Origin of the sequence: Pseudomonas pergaminensis (genome assembly GCF_024112395.2) — a bacterium.
In the GTDB taxonomy this organism is placed as follows: Bacteria; Pseudomonadota; Gammaproteobacteria; order Pseudomonadales; family Pseudomonadaceae; genus Aquipseudomonas; species Aquipseudomonas pergaminensis.
Genome location: NZ_CP078013.2, coordinates 6515911 through 6537268, shown reverse-complemented (window position 1 = coordinate 6537268; position 21358 = coordinate 6515911). Strand labels below are relative to the sequence as shown.

The window sequence follows — 21358 nt, the reverse complement described above, 5'->3', positions numbered from 1 at the left end:
CTTCAGGGTGATGACCGGTCGGTCAATGGCCACAGCCCGCGCGGCGTCTCGCTCAAGCCGTCTGGCCCCGGAGATTGCGACGCATGAGCGTGCAGTTTTTATGACGCAGAGCAGTTTGGCCCAGGCGCTTGCTTGTGTATGCTCCGTCGACGTTTCGGGCTCACCATTATAAGAACACTGCCTATGACCCTCAGCACCGATCTGCTCGGCCCCTCGGCGGCGCCCGCGCAGGTTCTTCGCAAACACTACGCCACGGAGATGGCGGTCGAGCGCACGCGCCTTTTGTATCAAGGTTCGCTGTTGCCGACCCTGTTGATGTTGGTCAATGGCCTGGTCTGCGCCTGGCTGCTCTGGAACCCCAAGCAATACCTGCTGGACAGCATTTGGTTGGTCTGGCTGCTGGCCTTGGTGGCAATGCGCGTGATCCAGGTGGCGGCGTTTGACTCCGCCATGCCCAGCCGCCAGGCCCAGCCCGTTTGGCGACGCATGTTTATGCTCGGCTCGGCGGTCAGCGGCCTCACCCTGGCCACCGCCGCCATCGCCCTGGTGCCCGTGGACAGTTTTATGCAGCAGGCCTGGGTGTTCGGCCTGATCGGCGCGGCGACTCTGTCGGCCAGCGTGGCGTACGCCGTGAGCCTGCCAGCGTTTTTGTCGTTCGCCTTGCCATGCCTGGTGCCCGCCATCATTTACCTGTTCTGGAGCGGCGACCCACAGCAACGTGGCTGGGGCGTACTCGGCCTGATCCTGCTGGCGTCCTTGAGCCTGGTGGCGTGGCAGGTCAATCGCCTGATCCAGCGCGGGCTGCTGAGGCGCTTCCAGAACCAGGCGCTGATCGAGCACCTGCAACAGGCGCAGCAGCGCAGCGAGCAACTCAATCAGGAGTTGGTGCGCGAAGTCGAACAACGTCGTCAGGTCGAGCAAGAACTGCGCGAAGCCCAGATCGGCCTGCAAGACCGCGTGGCCCAACGCAGCCAGGAGCTAGATGCCGCCAGCCTGGCCCTGAATAAAAGCGAAGCGCGCCTGGCCATGGCGCTACAAGCCAGTGAGTTGGGCCTGTGGGACTGGAACCTGCAAACCGACGAAGTCCACCACACCCAGCTCAAGGAACTGTTCGGCCTGGAGCCGGAATACGTCACGGCGATGCTCAGCCATCTCAAGCCGCGCCTGCATCCCGAAGACCTGCCGCTGCTCAAGCGTGCCTTGGTGGAACACCTTAAGGGTCGCAGCGAGGACTACTTAGTGGAATACCGCGTGCGCCACGGCGATGGGCACTGGGTGTGGATCGAAGACCGTGGCCGCGCCGTAGAGCGCGCGCCCAGTGGGCGGGTGACGCGCATGCTCGGTACACGCCGCGATATCACTGCCGGCAAGGCCCTGGAAGAACAGCAGCGTTTGGCATCGACGGTATTCGAGGCCGCCAGCGAAGGGATTGTGATCCTTGACCCCGACTACAAGCTGATCGCCGTGAACCAGGCGTTCAGCCGTGTCACAGGCTTTGAAACCGACGACATGATCGGTCGCAATGTGGTCGAACTGCCCAGCAGCCGCGATGCACGTCGCCACTTCCCGGTGATCCGCCAGGCGTTGCTCAGCCACGGCACTTGGCAGGGTGAGCTGGTGGAAACGCGCAAGAACGGCGAGCTGTACCCGCAGTGGCTGCAATTGAATGTGGTGCGCGATATCCGGGGCAACGTCAGCCATATCGTGGGCTTCTTCGCCGATCTCTCGGCGCGGCGTGAGTCCGAAGAGCGCATGCGCTACCTCACTCATTACGATGAATTGACCGGCCTGGCCAACCGCTCGCTGTTCCGCGAACGGCTGCGCGAGGCCCACCAGCGTGTGCGCCAGGGCGGGCGCAGTTTGGCGTTGCTGCACATCAACCTGGACCGTTTCAAGCTGCTCAATGACAGCCTTGGCCATGAAGTCGCCGACCAGTTGCTACAGAAAATGGCGCGCCGCTTGATCAACGCCTTGCCCGAGGCCGACACCATTGCCCGCCTGTCAGGGGACGAGTTTGCCGTGTTGTTCGACGCCTACGGCAACCTGTCGAGCCTGGCGCGCGTCGCTACGCGGCTGTTGGCCAAGCTGCGGGTGCCGGTGACGGTGGAAGGGCATGAACTGGTGGTCAGTGCTTCGATGGGCGTCAGCCTGTTGCCGGACAATGCGCGGGAAATTTCCGCGCTGGTCAGCCAATCGAACATGGCCATGCAGCACGCCAAACACCTGGGCGGTAACAACTTCCAGTTCTACACCGACAGCCTGCAAGCCAGCACCTTGGAGCGCTTGCAGCTGGAAAACCACCTGCGCAAGGCCATCGAAGAACGCCAGCTTTCAGTGTTCTATCAACCCAAGCTGTGCCTGGCCACCGGCAAGCTGAATGCGGCCGAGGCGTTGATCCGCTGGGAGCATCCGCAGTGGGGCATGGTGCCGCCGGGAGACTTTATCGGCCTGGCCGAAGAGACCGGCCTGATCGTGCCGCTGGGCGAGTTCGTGCTGCGCGAGGCCTGCTGGCAGGCGTGTGAATGGCAGCGCCAGGGCCTGGCGCCGATCCGGGTGTCGGTGAACCTGTCGGTGCATCAACTGCGCCAGGGCAAGCTGGTCAGCCTGGTGCGCCAGGTGCTCGAAGAAACCGGCCTGGACCCTCAATACCTCGAATTGGAGCTGACTGAAAGCCAATTGCTCGACAGCGTCGAACATATCATCGCCACCTTCCAGCAACTGCGCGACCTGGGGGTGAAGCTGGCGATCGACGATTTCGGCACCGGTTATTCGTCCCTCAGCTACCTCAAGCGCATTCCTGTGGATTACGTGAAGATCGACCAGACCTTCATCCGTGGGCTGGGCCAGGGGCGTGAAGACGCTGCCATCACCCGCGCGATCATCGCCATGGCCCACGGGTTGGCGCTCAAGGTGGTGGCCGAAGGCGTGGAAGACCAGCAGCAGTTGGATTTCCTGCGCGGGGAGCGTTGTGACGAAGTGCAGGGCTATTTGATCAGCCGACCGATGCAGGCTGAAGGGCTGGCGGATTTGTTACGGGAAAATGCAGATTTTCCTGCGTGACACCAAGGCCGCCCCTGTGGCTACAACTGCGCCGCCCTTAGATTCAAAGGCGGGCAGGGCGATTTAGTGATGCGTCGGACGGGCAAAACGGCAATTCTTGTAGTATAACTACAAGCTTGCTACATCCTTGGCCCTGCCCATAACAAGAGTCCTGCCCTTTGAACCTGTTGCAACATATCGCCCAGTCGCGCCACCTGTTACGCAAATCGGAACTCAAGGTTGCCGATCACGTGCTGCTTGACCCTGCGGCTGTGATGCACAGTTCCATGGCCGACCTGGCCCACAGCGTGGGCATCAGCGAGCCGACCATCGTGCGCTTCTGCCGCGCCATCGGTTGCTCCGGGTTCCAGGACTTGAAACTCAAGCTGGCTCAAAGCCTGGCGGCCGGTGCGAGCTTTGGGCAATTCGCGATCCATGAAGACGATTCTGTCGCTGACTACAGCCTGAAGATCTTTGACACCACCCTGCACACCCTGATGGAAGTGCGTGAGAAGCTCGACCCGGTGGAATTGCAAAAGGCCGTGACGGCCATGTCCCAGGCCCAACGCGTCGAGTTCTATGGCTTTGGTGCCTCCGGCGCGGTGGCTGCCGATGCCCAGCACAAATTCTTCCGCTTGCTGCTCACCGCAGCGGCCTACAGTGATCCGCACATGCAGGCCATGTCGGCGGTCACCTTGAAGCCCACCGACGTCGCCATCTGCATTTCCCAATCGGGGCGTTCCAAAGACCTGCTGATCACCGCCAACCTGGTGCGTGAAAGTGGCGCTTCGCTGATCACCTTGTGCCCGAGCCAGACGCCGTTGGCTGAACTGTCCACGGTCAACCTGGCCATCGATGTGCACGAAGACACCGAGATCTACACGCCGCTGACCTCACGCATTGCCCACCTGGTGGTGATCGACGTGTTGGCGATGGGTGTGGCCATGGCGCGCGGGCCGAGCCTGGTCAACCACCTCAAGAGCGTGAAGCGCAGTCTGCGCAGCCTTCGCCTGTCACCCAAGTCCGTCAAAGCCCTGGATGACTAAAACGGTACACAGAGCAAAATGTAGGAGGGGGCAAGCCCCCTCCTACATTTGGGTCTCCTGCGAACCCAGAATCTTCATCAGGCTGTCATCGCTGCGTCATCGCCCAGGGCCATCCTGAACTCCCCGTACTCGCATTGGGAGACTCCAAATGGCCCGGCACTACGAAGAAAGCAGCAGCTCCGTCAAAACCCGTCGTCAGCAGGAAGACCAGCGCCGCATGGCGTTCCGTCGCGCAATCGAAGACCGTTGCGAGGAGCGCCAGTTGCTCCAAAGCATCACGGATTACCCGGAACTCTACTGGCAGGCACCCGCGGCTGCCCAGCGAAACGTTCAGCCAGCGCGCTGATCTGCACCCGCTCGCTGCGGATAAAGCCCAGGAACGCATGGGCCACCGGTGACAGGCGCTTGGCCTTGGCCTGCACCAGGCACCAACTGCGGTACAGCGGCAGCTCTTCCACCGGCAGCTCCTTGAGCCCGCCGGTGGCCAGCTCCATGTTGACCGCGTGACGCGTCAGCAGGGCCACGCCCAACCCCGCGCATACACATTCACGCTGCGCCTCGGCCGAGGCCACTTCCACCGTCTGGGTGAAGTGCACGCGTTTCTCCTTGAAATACTCCTCACAAGCCAGGCGCGTGCCGGAGCCCGGTTCGCGCAGCAGCAGCGTGTAGGGTTCCAGGTCCTGCAGGCGCAGCGGGCCTTGCAAGCTCAGCGGGTGATCGGGTGGCGCCACGGCGACAATCGGGTTGTTGAGGAACGGCAGGAATTCCAGGCCCATGTCCTGGGGCACCATGGACATGATCACCAGGTCGTCACGGTTGTCCGACAGCCGTCGGATTACTTGGGCGCGGTTCACCACGGTGAGGTGCAACTGCACCTCCGGATGCTGGCGCTTGAAGGCCGCAAACAGGTGCGGCACGAAGTATTTGGCGCTGGATTCAATCGCCAGTTTCAGCTGGCCTTGCAACGAGCCCTGCATGTCCGAGAGCTGCATGTCGAGGTTTTCCAGGCGCCCGAAAATATCGCGACTGGCGCGCTGCAAGGCCTCGGCGGCCTCGGTCATGTAGAGCTTTTTGCCGACGTAATCGAACAGCGGCTGGCCAATCAGCTCTTCCAGCTGGCGAATTTGTAGGCTCACGGCAGGTTGTGTGAGGGACATTTCCTCGGCAGCGCGGCTGTAGGAGCGCAAGTCACACACTTCATTGAAGATCTGCAGTTGACGCAATGTCATACGCATCAATGACTTACGCATTATTTCAATCCTTTTGCCAGCGGCTGTCGAGCCAACTATAAGTCTTTACTTATGCACGACCCAATAATTATTGATTTTTGTTAATCCCTCTGCAGGCTTAGTGTGTGTCTCGCGACTGTCATGAAACATTTGGTCACGCGCCGACCCAGGTCTAGTGGGTCGAAGAACGCAGCAATCGGCTCAAGGGAATTTCCAAGTGATAAAAAAGATCCTGATCGCCAACCGTGGTGAAATTGCCGTACGAATCGTGCGTGCCTGCGCCGAGATGGGCATTCGCTCGGTCGCGGTCTACTCCGACGCCGACCGCCACGCGTTGCACGTCAAACGTGCCGACGAAGCCCACAGCATTGGTGCCGAGCCCCTGGCCGGCTACCTGAACCCGCGCAAGCTGGTGAACCTGGCGGTGGAAACCGGTTGTGATGCGCTGCATCCCGGCTACGGTTTCCTGTCGGAAAACGCCGAGCTGGCGGACATCTGTGCCGAACGTGGTATCAAATTCATTGGTCCGTCGGCCGAAGTGATTCGCCGCATGGGCGACAAGACCGAAGCGCGCCGCAGCATGATCAAGGCCGGTGTGCCGGTCACGCCGGGCACCGAAGGCAACGTCGCGGATATCCACGAAGCCCTGACCGAAGGCGACCGCATTGGTTACCCGGTGATGCTCAAGGCCACTTCCGGTGGCGGTGGTCGCGGTATCCGTCGCTGCAACAGCCGTGAAGAACTCGAACAAGCCTTCCCCCGTGTGATTTCCGAGGCCACCAAGGCTTTTGGTTCGGCGGAAGTGTTCCTGGAAAAATGCATCGTCAATCCCAAGCACATCGAAGCGCAGATCCTCGGTGACAGCTTTGGCAATGTGGTGCACCTGTTCGAGCGCGATTGCTCGATCCAGCGCCGCAACCAAAAGCTCATCGAAATCGCCCCAAGCCCGCAATTGACCCCTGAGCAGCGTGCCTACATCGGCGACCTGTCGGTGCGTGCCGCCAAGGCCGTGGGGTACGAGAACGCCGGCACCGTGGAGTTCCTGCTCGCCGAGGGCGAGGTGTACTTCATGGAGATGAACACCCGGGTGCAGGTGGAACACACCATCACCGAAGAAATCACCGGGATCGACATCGTCCGCGAGCAGATCCGCATCGCCTCCGGCCTGCCGCTGTCGGTGAAACAGGAAGACATCCAGCACCGTGGTTTCGCGTTGCAGTTCCGTATCAACGCCGAAGATCCGAAGAACAACTTCCTGCCCAGCTTCGGCAAGATCACCCGTTACTACGCACCTGGCGGCCCCGGCGTGCGCACCGACACGGCGATCTACACCGGCTACACCATCCCGCCGTTCTACGACTCCATGTGCCTGAAGCTGGTGGTGTGGGCGTTGACCTGGGAAGAAGCCATGGACCGCGGCCTGCGTGCGCTGGACGACATGCGCCTGCAAGGCGTGAAGACCACCGCCGCCTACTACCAGGAAATCCTGCGCAATCCGGAATTCCGCAGCGGCCAGTTCAACACCAGTTTCGTGGAAAGCCACCCTGAGCTGACCAACTACTCGATCAAGCGCAAACCCGAAGAGCTGGCCCTGGCCATCGCCGCCGCCATCGCCGCCCACGCAGGCCTGTGAGGAATACAACAATGACTAAGAAGATTTTCGTAACCGACACCATCCTGCGCGACGCCCACCAATCGCTGCTCGCCACTCGCATGCGCACCGAGGACATGCTGCCGATCTGCGACAAGCTCGACAAAGTCGGCTACTGGTCCCTGGAAGTCTGGGGCGGCGCGACCTTTGACGCCTGCGTCCGCTTCCTGAAAGAAGACCCGTGGGAGCGCCTGCGCAAACTGCGTGCCGCGTTGCCCAACACGCGCTTGCAGATGCTGCTGCGTGGCCAGAACCTGCTGGGCTACCGCCACTACAGCGACGACGTGGTCAAGGCGTTCGTGGCCAAGGCGGCCGTGAATGGTATCGACGTATTCCGCATCTTCGACGCCATGAACGACGTGCGTAACCTGCGCGTGGCCATCGAAGCGGTGAAAGCCGCCGGCAAACATGCCCAAGGCACCATCGCCTACACCACCAGCCCGGTGCACACCGTCGAGGCCTTCGTGGCCCAGGCCAAGCAGTTGGAAGCCATGGGGTGCGACTCGATCGCGATCAAGGACATGGCTGGCCTGCTGACCCCGTACGCCACCGGTGAATTGGTCAAGGCACTGAAAGCCGAGCAGACCCTGCCGATCTTTATCCACTCCCACGACACGGCCGGCCTGGCCGCGATGTGCCAACTCAAGGCCATCGAAAACGGTGCCGACCATATCGACACGGCCATCTCCAGCTTCGCCTGGGGCACCAGCCACCCAGGTACCGAGTCGATGGTCGCGGCCCTCAAAGGCAGCGAATTCGATACCGGCCTGAGCCTGGAACTGCTGCAAGAGATCGGCCTGTACTTCTACGCCGTGCGCAAGAAGTACCACCAGTTCGAAAGCGAATTCACCGCCGTCGACACCCGTGTGCAAGTCAATCAGGTGCCGGGCGGGATGATTTCCAACCTGGCCAACCAACTGAAAGAGCAGGGCGCCCTCAACCGCATGGGTGAAGTGCTGGCCGAGATTCCGCGTGTGCGTGAAGACCTGGGTTTCCCGCCGCTGGTGACCCCAACGTCGCAGATCGTTGGCACCCAGGCGTTTTTCAACGTACTGGCCGGCGAGCGCTACAAGACCATCACCAACGAAGTGAAGCTCTACCTGCAAGGCGGCTACGGCAAGGCGCCGGGCACTGTGAACGAGAAACTGCGTCGCCAGGCCATCGGCAGCGAAGAGGTGATCGACGTACGTCCGGCCGACCTGCTCAAGCCGGAAATGACCAAGCTGCGCGGCGAAATCGGCGCGTTGGCCAAGTCCGAAGAAGACGTGCTGACCTACGCCATGTTCCCGGACATCGGGCGCAAGTTCCTCGAAGAACGCGACGCCGGCACCCTGGCGCCGGAAGTGCTGCTGCCGATTCCTGAAGCCGGCGGTGTGGCGCGTGCCGGTGGCGAAGGCGTGCCGACCGAGTTTGTCATCGACGTGCACGGTGAAAGCTACCGCGTGGACATCACCGGTGTGGGCGTGAAGGCCGAAGGCAAACGCCACTTCTACCTGTCTATCGATGGCATGCCGGAAGAAGTGGTGTTCGAACCGCTCAACGAATTTGTCAGCAGCGGCGGCAGCAAGCGCAAGCACGCCACCGAGCCGGGCCATGTGAGCACCGCGATGCCGGGCAATATCGTTGATGTGCTGGTCAAGGAAGGCGACGTGGTCAAGGCCGGCCAGGCTGTATTGATTACCGAAGCCATGAAGATGGAAACCGAAGTGCAGGCAGCGATTGCCGGCAAGGTGACCGCCGTTCACGTGGCCAAGGGCGACCGGGTCAACCCTGGCGAAATCCTGATTGAAATCGAAGGCTGATCAAGCCTTCGACACTACCGCTTAATCCTCGGGGGGGCAGGTGCCCCCCTTTTTTTTCGCCTGGGGTTTATCGGCCGCCGAGGTCGGGTTCAGAACATCACGCGCCATCGCCCCATCAGCCCATGGTTGCGGCTGTGTGTGCCGCTTTCACCGGTGTAGGCCAGGCCGACCGTGTGTTCGTTCGACAATGCCAGATCCAGCCCCGCCTGCAAGTTGAGGCTGTTGCGGTCCAGGGCGGTGCCGTTGATGGTGAAGTCTGTACCGAAGCCCGCCGCAGTGCGAAAGGACTGGCTGACCTGGCTGTCGACGTTGCCATAGAGGTGTTTCCAGTGAGTGCTCACGTAAGGCGTGAGGCTCATCCGGTTATCGAAACGGTACACCGTGGCCAGGCGCAGGCCGAGGGTGCTGTTCAGGTTTTGCTGAGTTTGCGGGCCAACGTTCAGTGCGGTCAGGCCACCCTGTTCCTTGAAACGTTCGCGGTAGTAGCGCTGGTAACCGAGGCCGGCGAAGGGTTCGACGCTGATGTCCCCGTTGCCCAGTTGGTAGCCCCATTCGGAAAACACATTTTGGCTCTGCGCGTCATAGCTGCCTTTGAGCGATTCCTTGTAGTCCACAAGCTGAACAGCGCGGGTGTTCTGCCCGGCGTGGCTGCTATAGATCGCCCCCAGGCGCATGGACAACGGGCCATCCTGGCGAACGGCGTAACCGCCCAGGTGCCAGCTATCCAAGTCGGCGGAAAAGCGTTGGGCATCCAAGTCGCTGGTGGATTTAGCGCCCATGACGCCGACACGCCAGGCATGGTCGAGCGCCCAATCGGCCCCCAGCATCAAGCCCTGGGTGCCGTAGTTTAGGCCGGCACTGCCACCCTGTTTGTCCAGGCTGCCTTCGTCGGACAGGCCCTGCACCCAGAAGTGGCCATCCTCGTCCGTGGGCCGTGTGCGCAGCACCGATAGCAACTGGCCGCTGATCTGCTCGGTGGTGGCTTGGGTAGCCGCCGCGAGGTTGGCGTTCTGGCTGCCGGCCAACTGTTCCAGGGCCATGCCGAACTCGCCAGGTCGTTTGGCAAACGCAGCGTCAAGCTTCTCCAACGCCTTGATCTGCTGGGAGCTCAACTGGCCGGATTCCAACAAGCGCTTCAGTGCGGACTCGAGCATCCTGGCAACCTGGCGACCGTTGTCAGTGGTTGCGCGACGCGTGAGGTGGTTGTCCAGAGAAGAGGTTTCAGTGGCGGGTGCGTAAAACCAGTAGTCGTAGGGCAGATCCAGTGGGAACTGAAAGGGCATGACGGCATGGGACAGTTGCGCACTGACGACGCCTAGTGCGAGCGTGATAGCGCGTGTGAGTTTCTTGACTGAAAAGGACATGAATTCCCGGCCTCTGATGAATGAGGCCAGGAATTTAGCGAGATGGCGGGGTGATAACTGTCAGGCCAGCGACCCTTGGTTTGCGGGAGTTGTCTTTAGTGCGGTGCGATTAAAAACTCCGGATCAATAGGCATTGGCTGAAAGCATGGATACGCATTTTGATGCGGATTGGGTTCGAGAGTTGTAATGAAACTGCATTAAATTGCAATTTTTTGGCGGTCACAACGCAATTTATGCACTATATTGCGTTTGTGGCGCTTATATATTATCTGAAGGTGCATTAAATTGCGTATTGACGATGCGTACAGGCTTACTCTGCAGATATTCAATGCCGATCGTTGGCAGGACGCAATGACGCTTGAGTTTTCAGAGCCGGATAAAGGTTTCGCAAGCCCCTGCCGTTTCGGCTACGAGTCTGATTACCTGGTTGATCATTTGGACCATATTGACACTGTGTTTGCCAAGGCCGTGAGTGTAAGGGTGCCCTTGAACTGGGCGCAGGAGGCTCCCCGGAACGCCCCGGCCTTTCTTCATGACATCGCACCTGCGGGTGCAGCGAAGCGGTTCCTGGCTAGCCGCTTTGAGATGCTGAGCACTGATAACGTCAGTTCGGATTTGTTTTTGTTAGCGCGAAGCACTCCTGCCCCTATCGGACACATGCGAATCAAGGAGTCACTTCAGGCCCTCAACGACCGTCCACCTATGGGCTTTGAACGACAGGAGGTGATTGATCGCGATAACCGATTTCTGGAGTACGCCTACGAGCAGGGGGCTGCTATTGGGGGAGCGACCGGCGCAGGTGGAGAGGCCCCAAAGCTGTTGTTGACGCAAAGCCACGAAGGCTTGCTTTATCCAGATGCGGTGTTGGGTGATGATCAAGCCAGCCAGCACTGGTTTATAAAGTTTGCTCGTAATCAAGGCCTGCAGATTGATCAAGACATTCTGAGAAGCGAATTTCACTACTACAAAGCGCTGCAGTCATTAGGGATCGAGACCGTTGCAGTCGAGGGCCTGGCGTTGGAGATGGCGACAAAGCCAAGTCTTTGGATGCACCGTTTTGATCGTCATGTCAGTGATCAAGGAGTGGAGCGCTTTGCGGTGGAGTCCATTTATTCTCTGGCAGGTGTAACAAAACCGGGCAGCGCGATGAGCCATCTGGATGTGTTGTTGCAACTGGCAGGTTTGTGGCAGCAGGCAGGTCAAGGTGAACAATTGACCGACTTGGTCGCGGATTATCTTCGTCGCGACTTGCTCAATAAAGTGTTGGGGAATTCCGACAACCATGGGCGGAACACATCGATTATTCGTGGCCCCGATAGCTTGCGTCTGGCCCCCATCTACGACCTCGCACCGATGGTCATGGACCCTGAAGGTGTTACTCGCACGACTAAGTGGCCGCGGCCCCTGGAAGTCGCGGGTGATATTGATTGGCGCGGTGTATGTAATGCGCTCGCACCGGTTATTAACCCCACGGATGCCTTTGAGCGCTTACGCACAGATGCTCAGCGTCTCAGGGCGCTGCCGGATATATTGGTCGACAGCGGTTTACCGAAGGTCACCTTGAATCATCCGAGTATTGCCTTACGAAACCTTGATCAGCGTCTGAGAAGTTGGGGCCTCCAATGAGCCTCTCAATGAGTCAGCGCGCGCAAGTGATTGAAAGCATCGAGCAGGGCTTGTCAGACGGTTCTCTCGAAATAGGCGACGCTGTGCGCCGTCTACGCACCGAAGTCACTGGCCTGCACCAAGCCCAGTTCGCCAAGATGTGCAAAATCTCTGTGCGCACGTTGGTGCATATTGAACATGGCGAAGGGAATCAGACGCTTAAGTCACTGAATGCCGTGTTCAGGCCGTTTGGACTGAAGATGGGCGTGGTCAAGGTCCGCCGCTGAGGATCCATGCAGGCGCCGGGCTTGCCCGCGATGGCCGTAGGTATTTACTCAACTCTGGGTACGGCGCTGGACCTGTGGCGAGGGAGCTTGCTCACAGCTATCTACCTGTTGCACCGCGATCCAAATGTGGGAGCTGGCTTGCCGGCGATGCAGATAAATTCGCTATCGCGGGCAAGCCCGGCTCCCCCATTGATCAGGGCTGGCTTGCCGGCTCAGCCCCGGCACTGCGCCAGTGATTTCACCTGACCGTCACCCCGTTGGTTGCCCTCTGACAACCATTCCTCAAACCCGGCGCCTACCTTCGGCCATTCCGAGTCGATGATCGAATACCACGCGGTGTCGCGGTTCTTGCCCTTGACCACGGTGTGTTGGCGGAACACGCCTTCAAAACTGAAACCCAATCGCTCGGCCGCGTATTTGGAGCGGTCGTTGGCGTTGTTGCACTTCCATTCCAGGCGGCGGTAGCCCTGTTCGAACGCGTGCTTGGCGAGCAGGTAGACGGCCTCGGTGCTTTTCGGTGAGCGCTGCATGGGGGCGCCGAAGGTGACGTGGCCGATTTCGATTCGGCCGTGATCCGGGACGATCGACATCAGGCTGAGGATGCCCTGTACCTGGCCGGTCGCGCGGTCGATCACGCTGAAAAAGTAGGGATCGCTGTGGGCTGCGTGGTTGTTCAGCCAATCGTTGAAGACGCTGCGCTCAGGGAAGGGACCATAAGGCAGGTAGTCCCACAGCTTCGGATCGGCACCGGGGCCTTGCAGGGCTTTGAACAGGTCGTCGCCATGGCGGGCCGGGTCGAGTTTTTCCAGGCGGATAAAACGCCCTTCGAGCAGTTGCACCGTGGGGGCCGGGACGCCTTTCCAGTCGGCGAGAGAAGTAGTCATGCTGCGCTCCTTAAAGACCTTTGCGAAATTGGATGAAACCGGGGCGTTCGGCGATGCGTTCGTAAAGTTGGATCGCCGTGGCATTGGTTTCGTGGGTCAGCCAGTGGACCTTGCAGCAGCCGTCGGCCTTGGCGGTAGCGTAGACAAATTCGATCAGCTTGCGGCCGACGCCGGTGCCGCGTTGGGTCGGAACCACCAGTAGGTCCTGCAAGTAGCAGGAGTTCTCGATGCTCCAGTTGGAGCGGTGATAAATGAAGTTGACCATGCCCACAGCCTTGCCATCCTGCCAGGCCAGGGCCGAGTGGGTTGGCTCTTTGGCGTCGATCAGGCGTTGCCAGGTGTTCTGGCTGACGGCGTCCGGCAGCTCGGTGTTGTAGAACGTCAAATACGCTTGCCACAGCGGGAGCCAGGCGGCGTGGTCGGCGGCAGTGACCGGGCGGATGTCGATCTGGCTCATTCTGAAGCTCCTTGGGGAATAAAGCGGGCGAGGGTCTGGTCGCGGACGTCGACGCTGGCGGCGAGGCCATCGCGAACGCCGGCGATGTCCGCCGCGCTGCGGTTCTGGCTGAGTTTGCGTTTGCCGACCAGGCGCTCGATCGGCAAGGCAAAGCCGACGATGGCCTTGAGCATGCCGTCAATGTAGTCGGCCGGGGCATCACTGACCTTCCACGGTTGGGCGCGGCCGCCTTCGTGACGATCGGTCAGCGCGGTGACCACGCCGAGCAAGCGTTCGGCGTCGCTGAACACGTCAGCCTTGCCGTAGGCATGCACGGCGATGTAATTCCAGGTGGGTACCACTTTGCCGTGCTCGGCCTTGGCCGGGTAAAAGGCCGGGCTGATGTAGGCCTCGGCGCCAGCGAAGATCACCAGGGCTTCGCTGCCATTTTGCAGGTCGCGCCACTGCGGGTTGGCCTTGGCGAGGTGCCCATAGAGCGTGCCGTTCGGGCCTTCATCGGGATTGAGCAGCAACGGCAGGTGGCTGGCTTGCAGGCCTTGCTCGCCAACGGTCACCAACTGCGCCAGGCGCGTGTGCTGGATCAGTTGCTGCAGTTCGGGCAAATCGTCTAGGGCAAAGGCGCGGGGTGTGTACATGGAAATATTCCTTGGCGAATGCCTGCATCCTAGGCAGGCTAATGGTTCGTTGAAAGAGCCATCTGGCCCCCATTTCGTAGGTCCAATATGTCGCCCACTTCGCCGCCACTGTCATTCAACCCTGCTGGCATTGAGCTTGATCGCCGTCAGGGCCTGACTCGTCAACTGTACGATGCTTTGCGCCAGCGGGTGCTGGACGGGCGGCTGGTCAGTGGCACACGGTTACCGGCCACCCGTGACTTGGCGGCGGCGTTGTCGATCTCCCGCAACAGTGTGGTGCGTGCCTACGATCAGCTGTATGCGGAGGGGTTTATCGAAAGCCGGGTGGGTGATGGCACTTACGTCGCCCAATTGCCCAGCGCAAAAAAACTATCCACAAAAGTATCCACAGGGTTTTCAACAGGCTTATCCCCAGCCTTATCCACAAAATTGGTAAATTTACCGGAGGACCTCGACAACGAAGTTATCCACAGCGCGGGCTTGGCGAGGGTAAAAAACAATCATCTGGCCCTGCCTCCTTCGGGGCCGCCTCGGGCATTTCGCGTGGGCGTACCGGCCTTCGACCTGTTCCCGTTTGAGGTGTGGGCCAAGCTGAACGGGGCGTTCTGGCGCAAGCCGGACCTGGAGCTGCTGTGCTATGGCGACCCGGCGGGTGACGGCCGCCTGCGCGGTTTGATTGCCGCCTACCTGCGCAGCTCGCGGGGCATGCAATGCGCGGCTGAGCAAATAGTGATCACCAGTGGCGCGCAACAGGCCATTAGCCTTTGTGCACAGTTGCTGGTGGAGCCGGGCGATGGGGTCGCGGTGGAAAACCCTGGCTATCGCGCGGCGGGTCATGCGTTTGCCTTGGCGGGTGGACGGTTGCACGGTGTCCCGGTGGACAGCGAGGGTATCGATTGCCAAGCATTGAACCGCCTCGACGATTGCCGTGTCGCCTATGTGACACCGTCCCATCAGTACCCCTTGGGCGTGGTGATGAGCCTGGCGCGGCGCCTGGAATTGCTTGCCTGGGCGGAGCGCAAGGGCGGATGGATCATTGAAGATGATTACGACGGCGAGTACCGCTACAGCGGCGCGCCGTTGTCGCCACTCGCGGCGTTGGATCGCAACGGGCGTGTGTTGTACGTCGGCACCTTCGGCAAGGTGGCCTTTCCCGCGTTGCGCCTGGGCTACCTGGTGCTGCCGCCGGGCTTGGTGGATGCCTTCGCCCGGCGTCGGGCCGTCGACATGCGTCATTCCGAAGTCAGCACCCAGGCGGTGATGGCCGAGTTCATGGCCGCCGGGCATTTCCAGCGGCATATCCGGCGCATGCGGCGCGCGGCCTTGAGTCGACGCAATGCCTTGCTGGCCGGATGGCCCGGTGGGATTGAAGGGGTTGGCGAGCTACCGAGCGTCGCAGCAGGCCTGCACATGACCGTACGTGTCGATAGCCTGGCGCGCGAGCAGCAATTGCTCGCGCAGGCCCATGCCGTGGGTATCGAAATCAACGGCCTGAGCAGCTACTGGCTGGCGCAATCGACCCCGCCGGCGGATCAGCGTGCCGGCCTGGTCATGGGCTTCGCCGCCGTGCCAGAAGCCGACATCGCCCAGGCGCTGGCGCGGTTACGACAGGCCTGGGGCGCCAGCGTTAACTAACTACCGTTTGAGTGCCGGGCAGGCTCATTACCTTTGATCTTTTGCAGAGGTGATGCACCGTGCCTGTCGATACCGTTTCACCCCACGACCCGTTGCTGCTGAGCGTCAGTCAACAGCTCGCTTTGCGGCCCACGCTGCAATCGCTCGGCGTGACCCAAGCCCAACTCGATCAACAGCCCGAGCACGTCATCGATTACTACTGCGATGCCTTGGTTGATTTCTTCTGCGAGCCGGATGCCGATGAGATCAGCCCGTGGTTGCGCATTACACAGTATCTGACGCAGGCCGTGGCCGATGAGAAGGACGCCGATGGCCTGATTGACGCGGTACTGACCCAGCCCGATGGCGCAGAGCGCGGCACCCCGCTGGCGTATGTGATTTGGCATCACGGTAGTCTGGCCCTGGCGTTGACCCGTGGCGCCGGCCGGGTGTGGGTTTACTCCTTGCCCCGGGGCCTCGAAATGCTTGAAACCTGGCCTTTGGCGAATGCCGAGCGGCTCGACCATGACGCCTTCGAAGGCTGGGTATTGAGCGCATTGGACGTCGCCGTGCAGCGTATCCACCTGATCGACCTGCAAAGCGTTGCGACGATTGAGCCACTCGATCGGCAGTTAGCCTGGGCTACGCGGCTCGGTGATTTATTCCGGCAGGACACCGAGCAAGACGCGCTGCGCGACGAGTTGGCGCACCAATTGCCCGCCTGGTTACGCAATGCGCCACCGTCTGGGCGGTTGGCCTATAGCAAATGGGTGTTGGCGATGGCCAGGGCTTGCAGGAAATATCGGGGGCAACGTCTGGTCGATCAAGTGCCAGGCGATGGGCCCAGCCCGCTATTTGCACGGTTGTTGGCGCTGCAATTGCGGCGTGTTGCGCTTGAGTACAGCCTGCAAGGCCGCGAGGGTATGACTGAACGCGGCTATCGCAGGGTTCGCGCAGCCGTGCGCACCTATGCCAGCCAACGCCTGGAGCAGGGAGAGCCAATGCTGTTCAGGCCGTTGTCGGATGGGCAGGGCTTTGTGATCGGGCCTACGGAGGGCGGCCCCTGGGTGCTGCTGCGGCCTTGGACCATGCCCCTGTTGCAGCAAGTGGATACACCGGTGGCCGCGGGATCACCGTTGGCTGATCCCTTTGCCCGGCTGTACCAGGATTTTGTGGTGCAGCGCGCGGACGCCGCGTTGTTCGAGGAACCTTTGCACACCTTGGCTCGGCTCAAGCAAGTGGGCGGCAATTTATTGCAGGCGGCGGAGCCGGACAATCCCGAATCGTGGCGCAGGGACGTCAACCTACTGCGCAACCTGGCGTTGCTGCTGATTTACCCCGGTGCCCGTCATAGCAGCCCATCGCTCGCCGCACACCCTCGAATCAAGCGCCTGGATACTGCCTGGGCAGGTGCGCGCCAGCAACTTTCGCGGCTACAGCTCCAGCGCCTGCGGGCACTGCGTCGGCCAGTATCTTCTGCCCAGGTCGAAGCAGGACTGCATCGTGTGGACGGCGGGCTGATCTACAACAAGGACGAAAACCACTTCAACGTCCTGTCGAATATCCGCCTCGGTCCGTTGCTCAACGTCGACGTGGTGGAATATCAGGTGGTGGATGACCCGCAACGGCCGGTCAACCGAGGGCCGTACCTCACCCGTGATGCGCACGGTGAATGGGAGATCGAGCGCCGCCCCAGGCTGCGGCGCGATCTTGAGGGCCTGAGCGTCACGGCGCGCAAAGCAATGAACACCGGTACTGCGCTTGCCGCGACACAGTCGGCGATCCTGGCACACGCGAACCGGGACGCCCAAGCCACGGGCATGCTGCCTGTGCTCGTCGAAGAGAGCCTGGAGCGAAGTGCGCAGCAATTCGAGGAGGCAGCGGCGACGCTTGAGCGCTACACCCAAACTCGTCATACCGAAGCGTCCATTGCGTTGGTGCGCCAATTGCGCGAAGAGGCGAGCCAACTGCGCGTCAGGGGCCAGGCATTGCGCATCGAGATGATCCGTCTCACGTGCACACCGAACATGGGCGATTTGACCTACCTGCTGGGGCAGAACCTCATCCGTATCCGCCGCCTCAATGGTCGTGTGGAAGAGACCATTGACGCAGCGCGTGACTACCTCCAGGAGTTTGAGGTGCTGGACCTGAGCAACGGCGAAACACCGCTGTGGTATGCCCACTTTCACTACCCGGCCTTGGACACCGGCGACGACTACCCCAGCGCCGCGCATCTGAAAACCGTGGCCCAGCGCCGACTGGGCCGTGAGTATGAACGCCAGGCAGGCATCAAGGTACATCGCGGCCCGATCAGCAATGCTGCGGCGCGCCAGCCCTTTCTGAGCGCCCCCCGGTGATGGGCCGGTTCAGGTCCCCGACTTGATCTTGGTCCACGCCCGCGTCCTGGCACGTTCCGCATCGCGGCCCAGTGGCTTCAGGGTGTACAGCGTGGCCATCGCCGCGTCGGTCGGGTACAGGTTGGGGTTGTTACGAATCGCTGGGTCGACTTGCAGGGTGGCATCCTTGTTCGGGTTGGGGTAGCCGACAAAGTCGCTTATCGGCGCAATCACCTGCGGTTGCAGCAGGTAGTTGATGAAGGTGTAGGCGTCCTGCGGGTTCTGTGCGCCCTTGGGGATGGCGAGCATGTCAAACCAGATTGGCGCGCCTTCTTTGGGCAGGCGCATGTCCACCGTCACACCGTTCTTGGCTTCCTTGGCACGGTTGGCCGCCTGGGAAAAGCTGCCCGAGTAACCGACGGCCACGCAGATGTCGCCATTGGCGATATCGGCCATGTACTTGGACGAGTGGAAGTAGGTGATGTACGGGCGGATTTTCATCAACAGCGCTTCGGCCTTGACGTAATCCTTGGGGTTGCTGCTGTTGGGGTCCAGGCCCAGGTGCTGCAACGCCAGGGGCAGGATTTCCGACGGCGAATCGAGCAACGCCACGCCGCACTGCTTGAGCTTGCTGATGTTCTCTTCCTTGAAGATCAGGTCCCAGCTGTCTACCGGTGCGTTGGGCCCCAGCACTGCCTTGACCTTGTCCGGGTTGAAGCCGATCAAGATGGTGCCGTACATATAGGGCACCGCGAATTTATTGCCGGGGTCGTTGGCTTCGATCAGCTTCATCAGCTTGGGGTCGAGGTGGTTCCAGTTAGGCAACTGGCTGCGGTCCAGGGGCTGGAATACCCCGGCTTCGATCTGCTTGGCCAGGAACACGTTGGACGGCACCACCACGTCATAGCCAGAGTTGCCGGTGAGCAGCTTGGCTTCCAGGGCTTCGTTGGTGTCGAAGATGTCGTAGACCAACTTGATGCTCGGGTTCTGCGCCTTGAAATCTTCCAGCGCCTTGGGGGTGATGTAGTCGAACCAGTTGTAGACCTTGAGGGTTTTCTCGTCGGCCTGTACCGCGCTGCTCAACATAGCGGCGCACAAGGCGAGGGAGGTGAGCATCTTCATCGGGTGGCTCCTTCTAATTCGAAACCTTCGAGAACGTTGACGGCGTTGATGCCGATTTCTTCCACTGCGTAGCCGCCTTCCATCACGAACAGGGTCGGCTTGCCGAGGCGCGCGATACGTCGGCCCATGGCCAGGTAATCCGGGCTCTCGAGCTTGAATTGGGAGATCGGGTCGTCCTTGAAGGTGTCCACGCCAAGGGAGATCACAATGACGTCGGCGCCGTAACGTTCGGTTTGCGCGCACGCCGCTTCGAGTGCTGCGCTCCATTGCGCCCAGCCCGAGCCGGCTGGCAGTGGGTAGTTGAAGTTGAAACCTTCGCCGGCGCCTTCGCCCAGCTCATCGGCGTAACCGAGGAAGAACGGAAACTCGGCCTCCGGGTGGCCATGAATCGAGGTGAACAGCACATCGCTGCGGTCATAGAAGATCGATTGCGTGCCGTTGCCGTGGTGGTAGTCCACGTCGATGATCGCGACCTTTTCATGGCCTTGGTCGAGAAAGGCCTGGGCGGCGATGGCGGCGTTGTTGAGGTAGCAATAACCGCCCATCAAGTCGCCGGCAGCGTGATGCCCCGGTGGGCGGCACAGGGCAAATGCGCTGTGGGCGCCTTGCTGGATCGCCTGTTGCGCGGTGAGCGCCACTTGCGCCGCACTGTATGCCGCTTGCCAGGTGCCAGCGGTGATCGGCGCGCCGCCGTCGAAACTGTAGTAGCCCAATTGCCCATGCAAGCTGGTCGGCAACACCCGGCGCAGGGTGCGGGCCGGCCACGTGTAGGGCAACAGGTCGCCGTCCTGGCCGAATTCGGTCCAGCGGTCCCAGGCGCCTTTGAAAAAGTCGAGGTAGTCGCGGCTGTGAATGCGTTGCAGCGGCGCCAGGCCGAAATCCTGTGGCGCCTCTACCGGGCCCAGCTCACGGTCCCTGACCCGTTGCAACACATGGTCGGCACGGGACGGCATTTCGAAGCAGGGCATCAGTTGCCCGTCCATCAATTCGCAGCGTCCGTGGTGCAGGTGGTGATCGTCCGAGTAGATCGTCAGCATGTGTGGTTCCCCGCAGGCTCTTTGTTGTGCCTTGCAGTGTTGCGGGGTGCGCCCTTCAAGAGAACGGCGGGAGCGGCCAAAAGGGGATAGATATGGCCAAAGGCTGTGACCGCAATTCGCCCCCTCAAGGCACGCGAAGGCATCAGCGTGGTGCAGCCCTGTTCCAACGGCGCTTTATCGCCAAGGTACTCAGGCGCGAAACCGCTTCGGCGCCACCCCGCTCCAGCGCACGAACGCGTGGCGAAAACTCGCGGTTTCGCTGAACCCCAGCCGTTCGGCGATGCGATAAATCGGCAACTGGTCTTCCGCCAGCCACTGCTTGGCCTGCTCGAAGCGTAGCTCGTCGAGCATTTGCTGGTAGCTGCAACCCAGTGCCTGCAGGTGCCGACGTAGGGTGCGGGGCGAGCAGTTCATCTGTGCGGCCAGGCCGTCGAGGCCTGGCGCGGCGTGCAGTTGTTCGGCCAACAACTGGCGTACGCGGCTGAGCCAGGCTTGGCGCCCGGTGAACTCGGAGTTCTGTTTGCGGCAGCGTTCGGCCATGGCGCGGTGGGTGATGGGGTCGGCCAGGAGGAGCGGCTGTTGCAGCCACTCCAGGTCGAAGGCAAACCCGTTGAAGACGGCCTCGAATTGCACCGGGCAGTCAAAACGCTCGGCATAGCGGGCGTGATAATCCGGCGCCGCGTAGTCAAAGCGTGCCTCACGCAAAGGCAGGGCGCGGCCGAGCAGGTCATCGCAGATGACTTTCATCGACACCAGGCAAAACTCCACATTGAACGCCGCCAGCGCCGGGTTTTCCCGATAGTCGCCGGCAGTCAGCCAGACCTGCTGGCCGTCCTCCACCAGCTTGAGCTCAAAAAGTGTTCCCAACAGCGCCGGGTAGCGCAACGCCAGGCGCAAAGCGTCACCTAAGGTGGCACTGGTGAGCAGGGCATAGCCGAGCAATCCGTAGCAAGACACGTGCATGCGCTGGCCCAGGTCCAGGCCGATATCCTCGCGCAAGGCCACGGCGTTGGCGCATACGCGCATTTCCTGGCAGGTGGTGATGCGCGTGTCGGCGTGGCGTAGATCGGCCAGGCCAATGCCGCTGCCGGCCAACAAGACATCGTTCGCCAGGCCCTGGTCCTGGAAGGTCGCCAGCACCAGTGACACGGCATTGAGGGTGGTCAGGTGTGAATGCAGCATAAGCACGTCGCCAGAGTGTGGGACTGGACGAGCAAGTTGCATGCCGTTCACAGGGTACCGACTGCTGC

Annotated in this window: 17 protein-coding genes; 9 read left to right on the top strand and 8 right to left on the bottom strand. The window is 61.1% G+C overall.

Features of this window, described 5'->3' with window-relative positions:
- Positions 1-183 precede the first annotated feature (183 nt).
- The 3 genes from KUA23_RS29835 (at position 184) to KUA23_RS29825 (ending at position 4431) form a co-directional block, all read left to right on the top strand.
- The gene (locus tag KUA23_RS29835; protein WP_252993251.1) at positions 184-3060 is read left to right on the top strand and encodes an EAL domain-containing protein; all 2877 of its coding nucleotides are present in this window, start codon (positions 184-186) and stop codon (positions 3058-3060) included.
- Between the two features lie 158 nt (positions 3061-3218).
- Positions 3219-4085, top strand: coding sequence for a transcriptional regulator HexR (gene hexR, locus KUA23_RS29830; protein ID WP_003177007.1), 867 nt, complete (start codon positions 3219-3221; stop codon positions 4083-4085).
- 148 nt (positions 4086-4233) lie between these two features.
- Positions 4234-4431, top strand: a complete 198-nt coding sequence (locus KUA23_RS29825; protein ID WP_252993250.1) for a PA3496 family putative envelope integrity protein — start codon at positions 4234-4236, stop codon at positions 4429-4431.
- Here the strand turns inward: KUA23_RS29825 and KUA23_RS29820 are convergent.
- On the bottom strand, positions 4361-5335 hold the full coding sequence (locus KUA23_RS29820; protein WP_252993249.1) for a LysR family transcriptional regulator: 975 nt from the start codon (positions 5333-5335) through the stop codon (positions 4361-4363). The genes KUA23_RS29825 and KUA23_RS29820 overlap by 71 nt on opposite strands.
- A gap of 196 nt (positions 5336-5531) precedes the next feature.
- Between KUA23_RS29820 and KUA23_RS29815 the strand changes: the two genes are divergently transcribed.
- Together KUA23_RS29815 and oadA are read left to right on the top strand one after the other, a co-directional pair.
- The gene (locus KUA23_RS29815) at positions 5532-6947 is read left to right on the top strand and encodes an acetyl-CoA carboxylase biotin carboxylase subunit (protein WP_003195732.1); all 1416 of its coding nucleotides are present in this window, start codon (positions 5532-5534) and stop codon (positions 6945-6947) included.
- An 11-nt stretch (positions 6948-6958) separates the two neighbouring features.
- A complete protein-coding gene (oadA, locus tag KUA23_RS29810; RefSeq protein WP_078050793.1) occupies positions 6959-8767 on the top strand; it encodes a sodium-extruding oxaloacetate decarboxylase subunit alpha in 1809 nt (602 codons plus the stop codon).
- An 89-nt stretch (positions 8768-8856) separates the two neighbouring features.
- On the opposite strand, the gene KUA23_RS29805 is transcribed toward oadA, so the two are convergent.
- Entirely contained in the window at positions 8857-10131 is a 1275-nt protein-coding gene (locus KUA23_RS29805; protein WP_252993248.1) for an autotransporter outer membrane beta-barrel domain-containing protein, read from the bottom strand.
- A gap of 351 nt (positions 10132-10482) precedes the next feature.
- Here KUA23_RS29805 and KUA23_RS29800 point away from each other — a divergent pair, with 351 nt between their 5' ends.
- Together KUA23_RS29800 and KUA23_RS29795 are read left to right on the top strand one after the other, a co-directional pair.
- Complete coding sequence (locus tag KUA23_RS29800; RefSeq protein ID WP_099493337.1) at positions 10483-11757, top strand: type II toxin-antitoxin system HipA family toxin; 1275 nt, start codon at positions 10483-10485, stop codon at positions 11755-11757.
- Positions 11758-11765: 8 nt separating this feature from the next.
- Positions 11766-12023: a helix-turn-helix domain-containing protein gene (locus KUA23_RS29795; protein ID WP_371857045.1), complete on the top strand. Its 258-nt coding sequence runs from the start codon at positions 11766-11768 to the stop codon at positions 12021-12023.
- Positions 12024-12235: 212 nt separating this feature from the next.
- Here the strand turns inward: KUA23_RS29795 and KUA23_RS29790 are convergent, their stop codons facing one another.
- Genes KUA23_RS29790 through KUA23_RS29780 form a run of 3 tightly spaced genes read right to left on the bottom strand, consistent with a single transcriptional unit; the run spans position 12236 to position 13999 of the window.
- Positions 12236-12907 carry a GNAT family N-acetyltransferase gene (locus tag KUA23_RS29790; RefSeq protein ID WP_078050790.1) on the bottom strand — a complete coding sequence of 224 codons (672 nt, stop codon included), beginning with the start codon at positions 12905-12907 and terminating at the stop codon, positions 12236-12238.
- A 10-nt stretch (positions 12908-12917) separates the two neighbouring features.
- On the bottom strand, positions 12918-13364 hold the full coding sequence (locus KUA23_RS29785; RefSeq protein ID WP_078050789.1) for a GNAT family N-acetyltransferase: 447 nt from the start codon (positions 13362-13364) through the stop codon (positions 12918-12920).
- Positions 13361-13999 (bottom strand): FMN-binding negative transcriptional regulator, encoded by a 639-nt coding sequence (locus KUA23_RS29780; protein WP_252993247.1) that lies wholly within the window; start codon positions 13997-13999, stop codon positions 13361-13363. The genes KUA23_RS29785 and KUA23_RS29780 overlap by 4 nt, the downstream gene beginning before the upstream one ends.
- An 87-nt stretch (positions 14000-14086) precedes the next feature.
- On the opposite strand from KUA23_RS29780, the gene pdxR reads away from it, so the two are divergent.
- Both pdxR and KUA23_RS29770 read left to right on the top strand, forming a co-directional pair.
- A complete protein-coding gene (pdxR, locus tag KUA23_RS29775; RefSeq protein WP_252993246.1) occupies positions 14087-15634 on the top strand; it encodes a MocR-like pyridoxine biosynthesis transcription factor PdxR in 1548 nt (515 codons plus the stop codon).
- Between the two features lie 59 nt (positions 15635-15693).
- Positions 15694-17970 (top strand): hypothetical protein, encoded by a 2277-nt coding sequence (locus tag KUA23_RS29770; RefSeq protein ID WP_252993245.1) that lies wholly within the window; start codon positions 15694-15696, stop codon positions 17968-17970.
- Positions 17971-17979: 9 nt separating this feature from the next.
- Here the strand turns inward: KUA23_RS29770 and KUA23_RS29765 are convergent, their stop codons facing one another.
- The 3 genes from KUA23_RS29765 to KUA23_RS29755 all read right to left on the bottom strand — a co-directional run bounded on the left by KUA23_RS29765 (position 17980) and on the right by KUA23_RS29755 (position 21290).
- The gene (locus KUA23_RS29765; protein ID WP_214497141.1) at positions 17980-19071 is read right to left on the bottom strand and encodes a polyamine ABC transporter substrate-binding protein; all 1092 of its coding nucleotides are present in this window, start codon (positions 19069-19071) and stop codon (positions 17980-17982) included.
- On the bottom strand, positions 19068-20108 hold the full coding sequence (locus tag KUA23_RS29760) for a histone deacetylase family protein (RefSeq protein ID WP_078050784.1): 1041 nt from the start codon (positions 20106-20108) through the stop codon (positions 19068-19070). The genes KUA23_RS29765 and KUA23_RS29760 overlap by 4 nt, the downstream gene beginning before the upstream one ends.
- Positions 20109-20297: 189 nt before the next feature.
- The gene (locus KUA23_RS29755) at positions 20298-21290 is read right to left on the bottom strand and encodes an AraC family transcriptional regulator (RefSeq protein ID WP_078050783.1); all 993 of its coding nucleotides are present in this window, start codon (positions 21288-21290) and stop codon (positions 20298-20300) included.
- Positions 21291-21358: the final 68 nt, after the last annotated feature.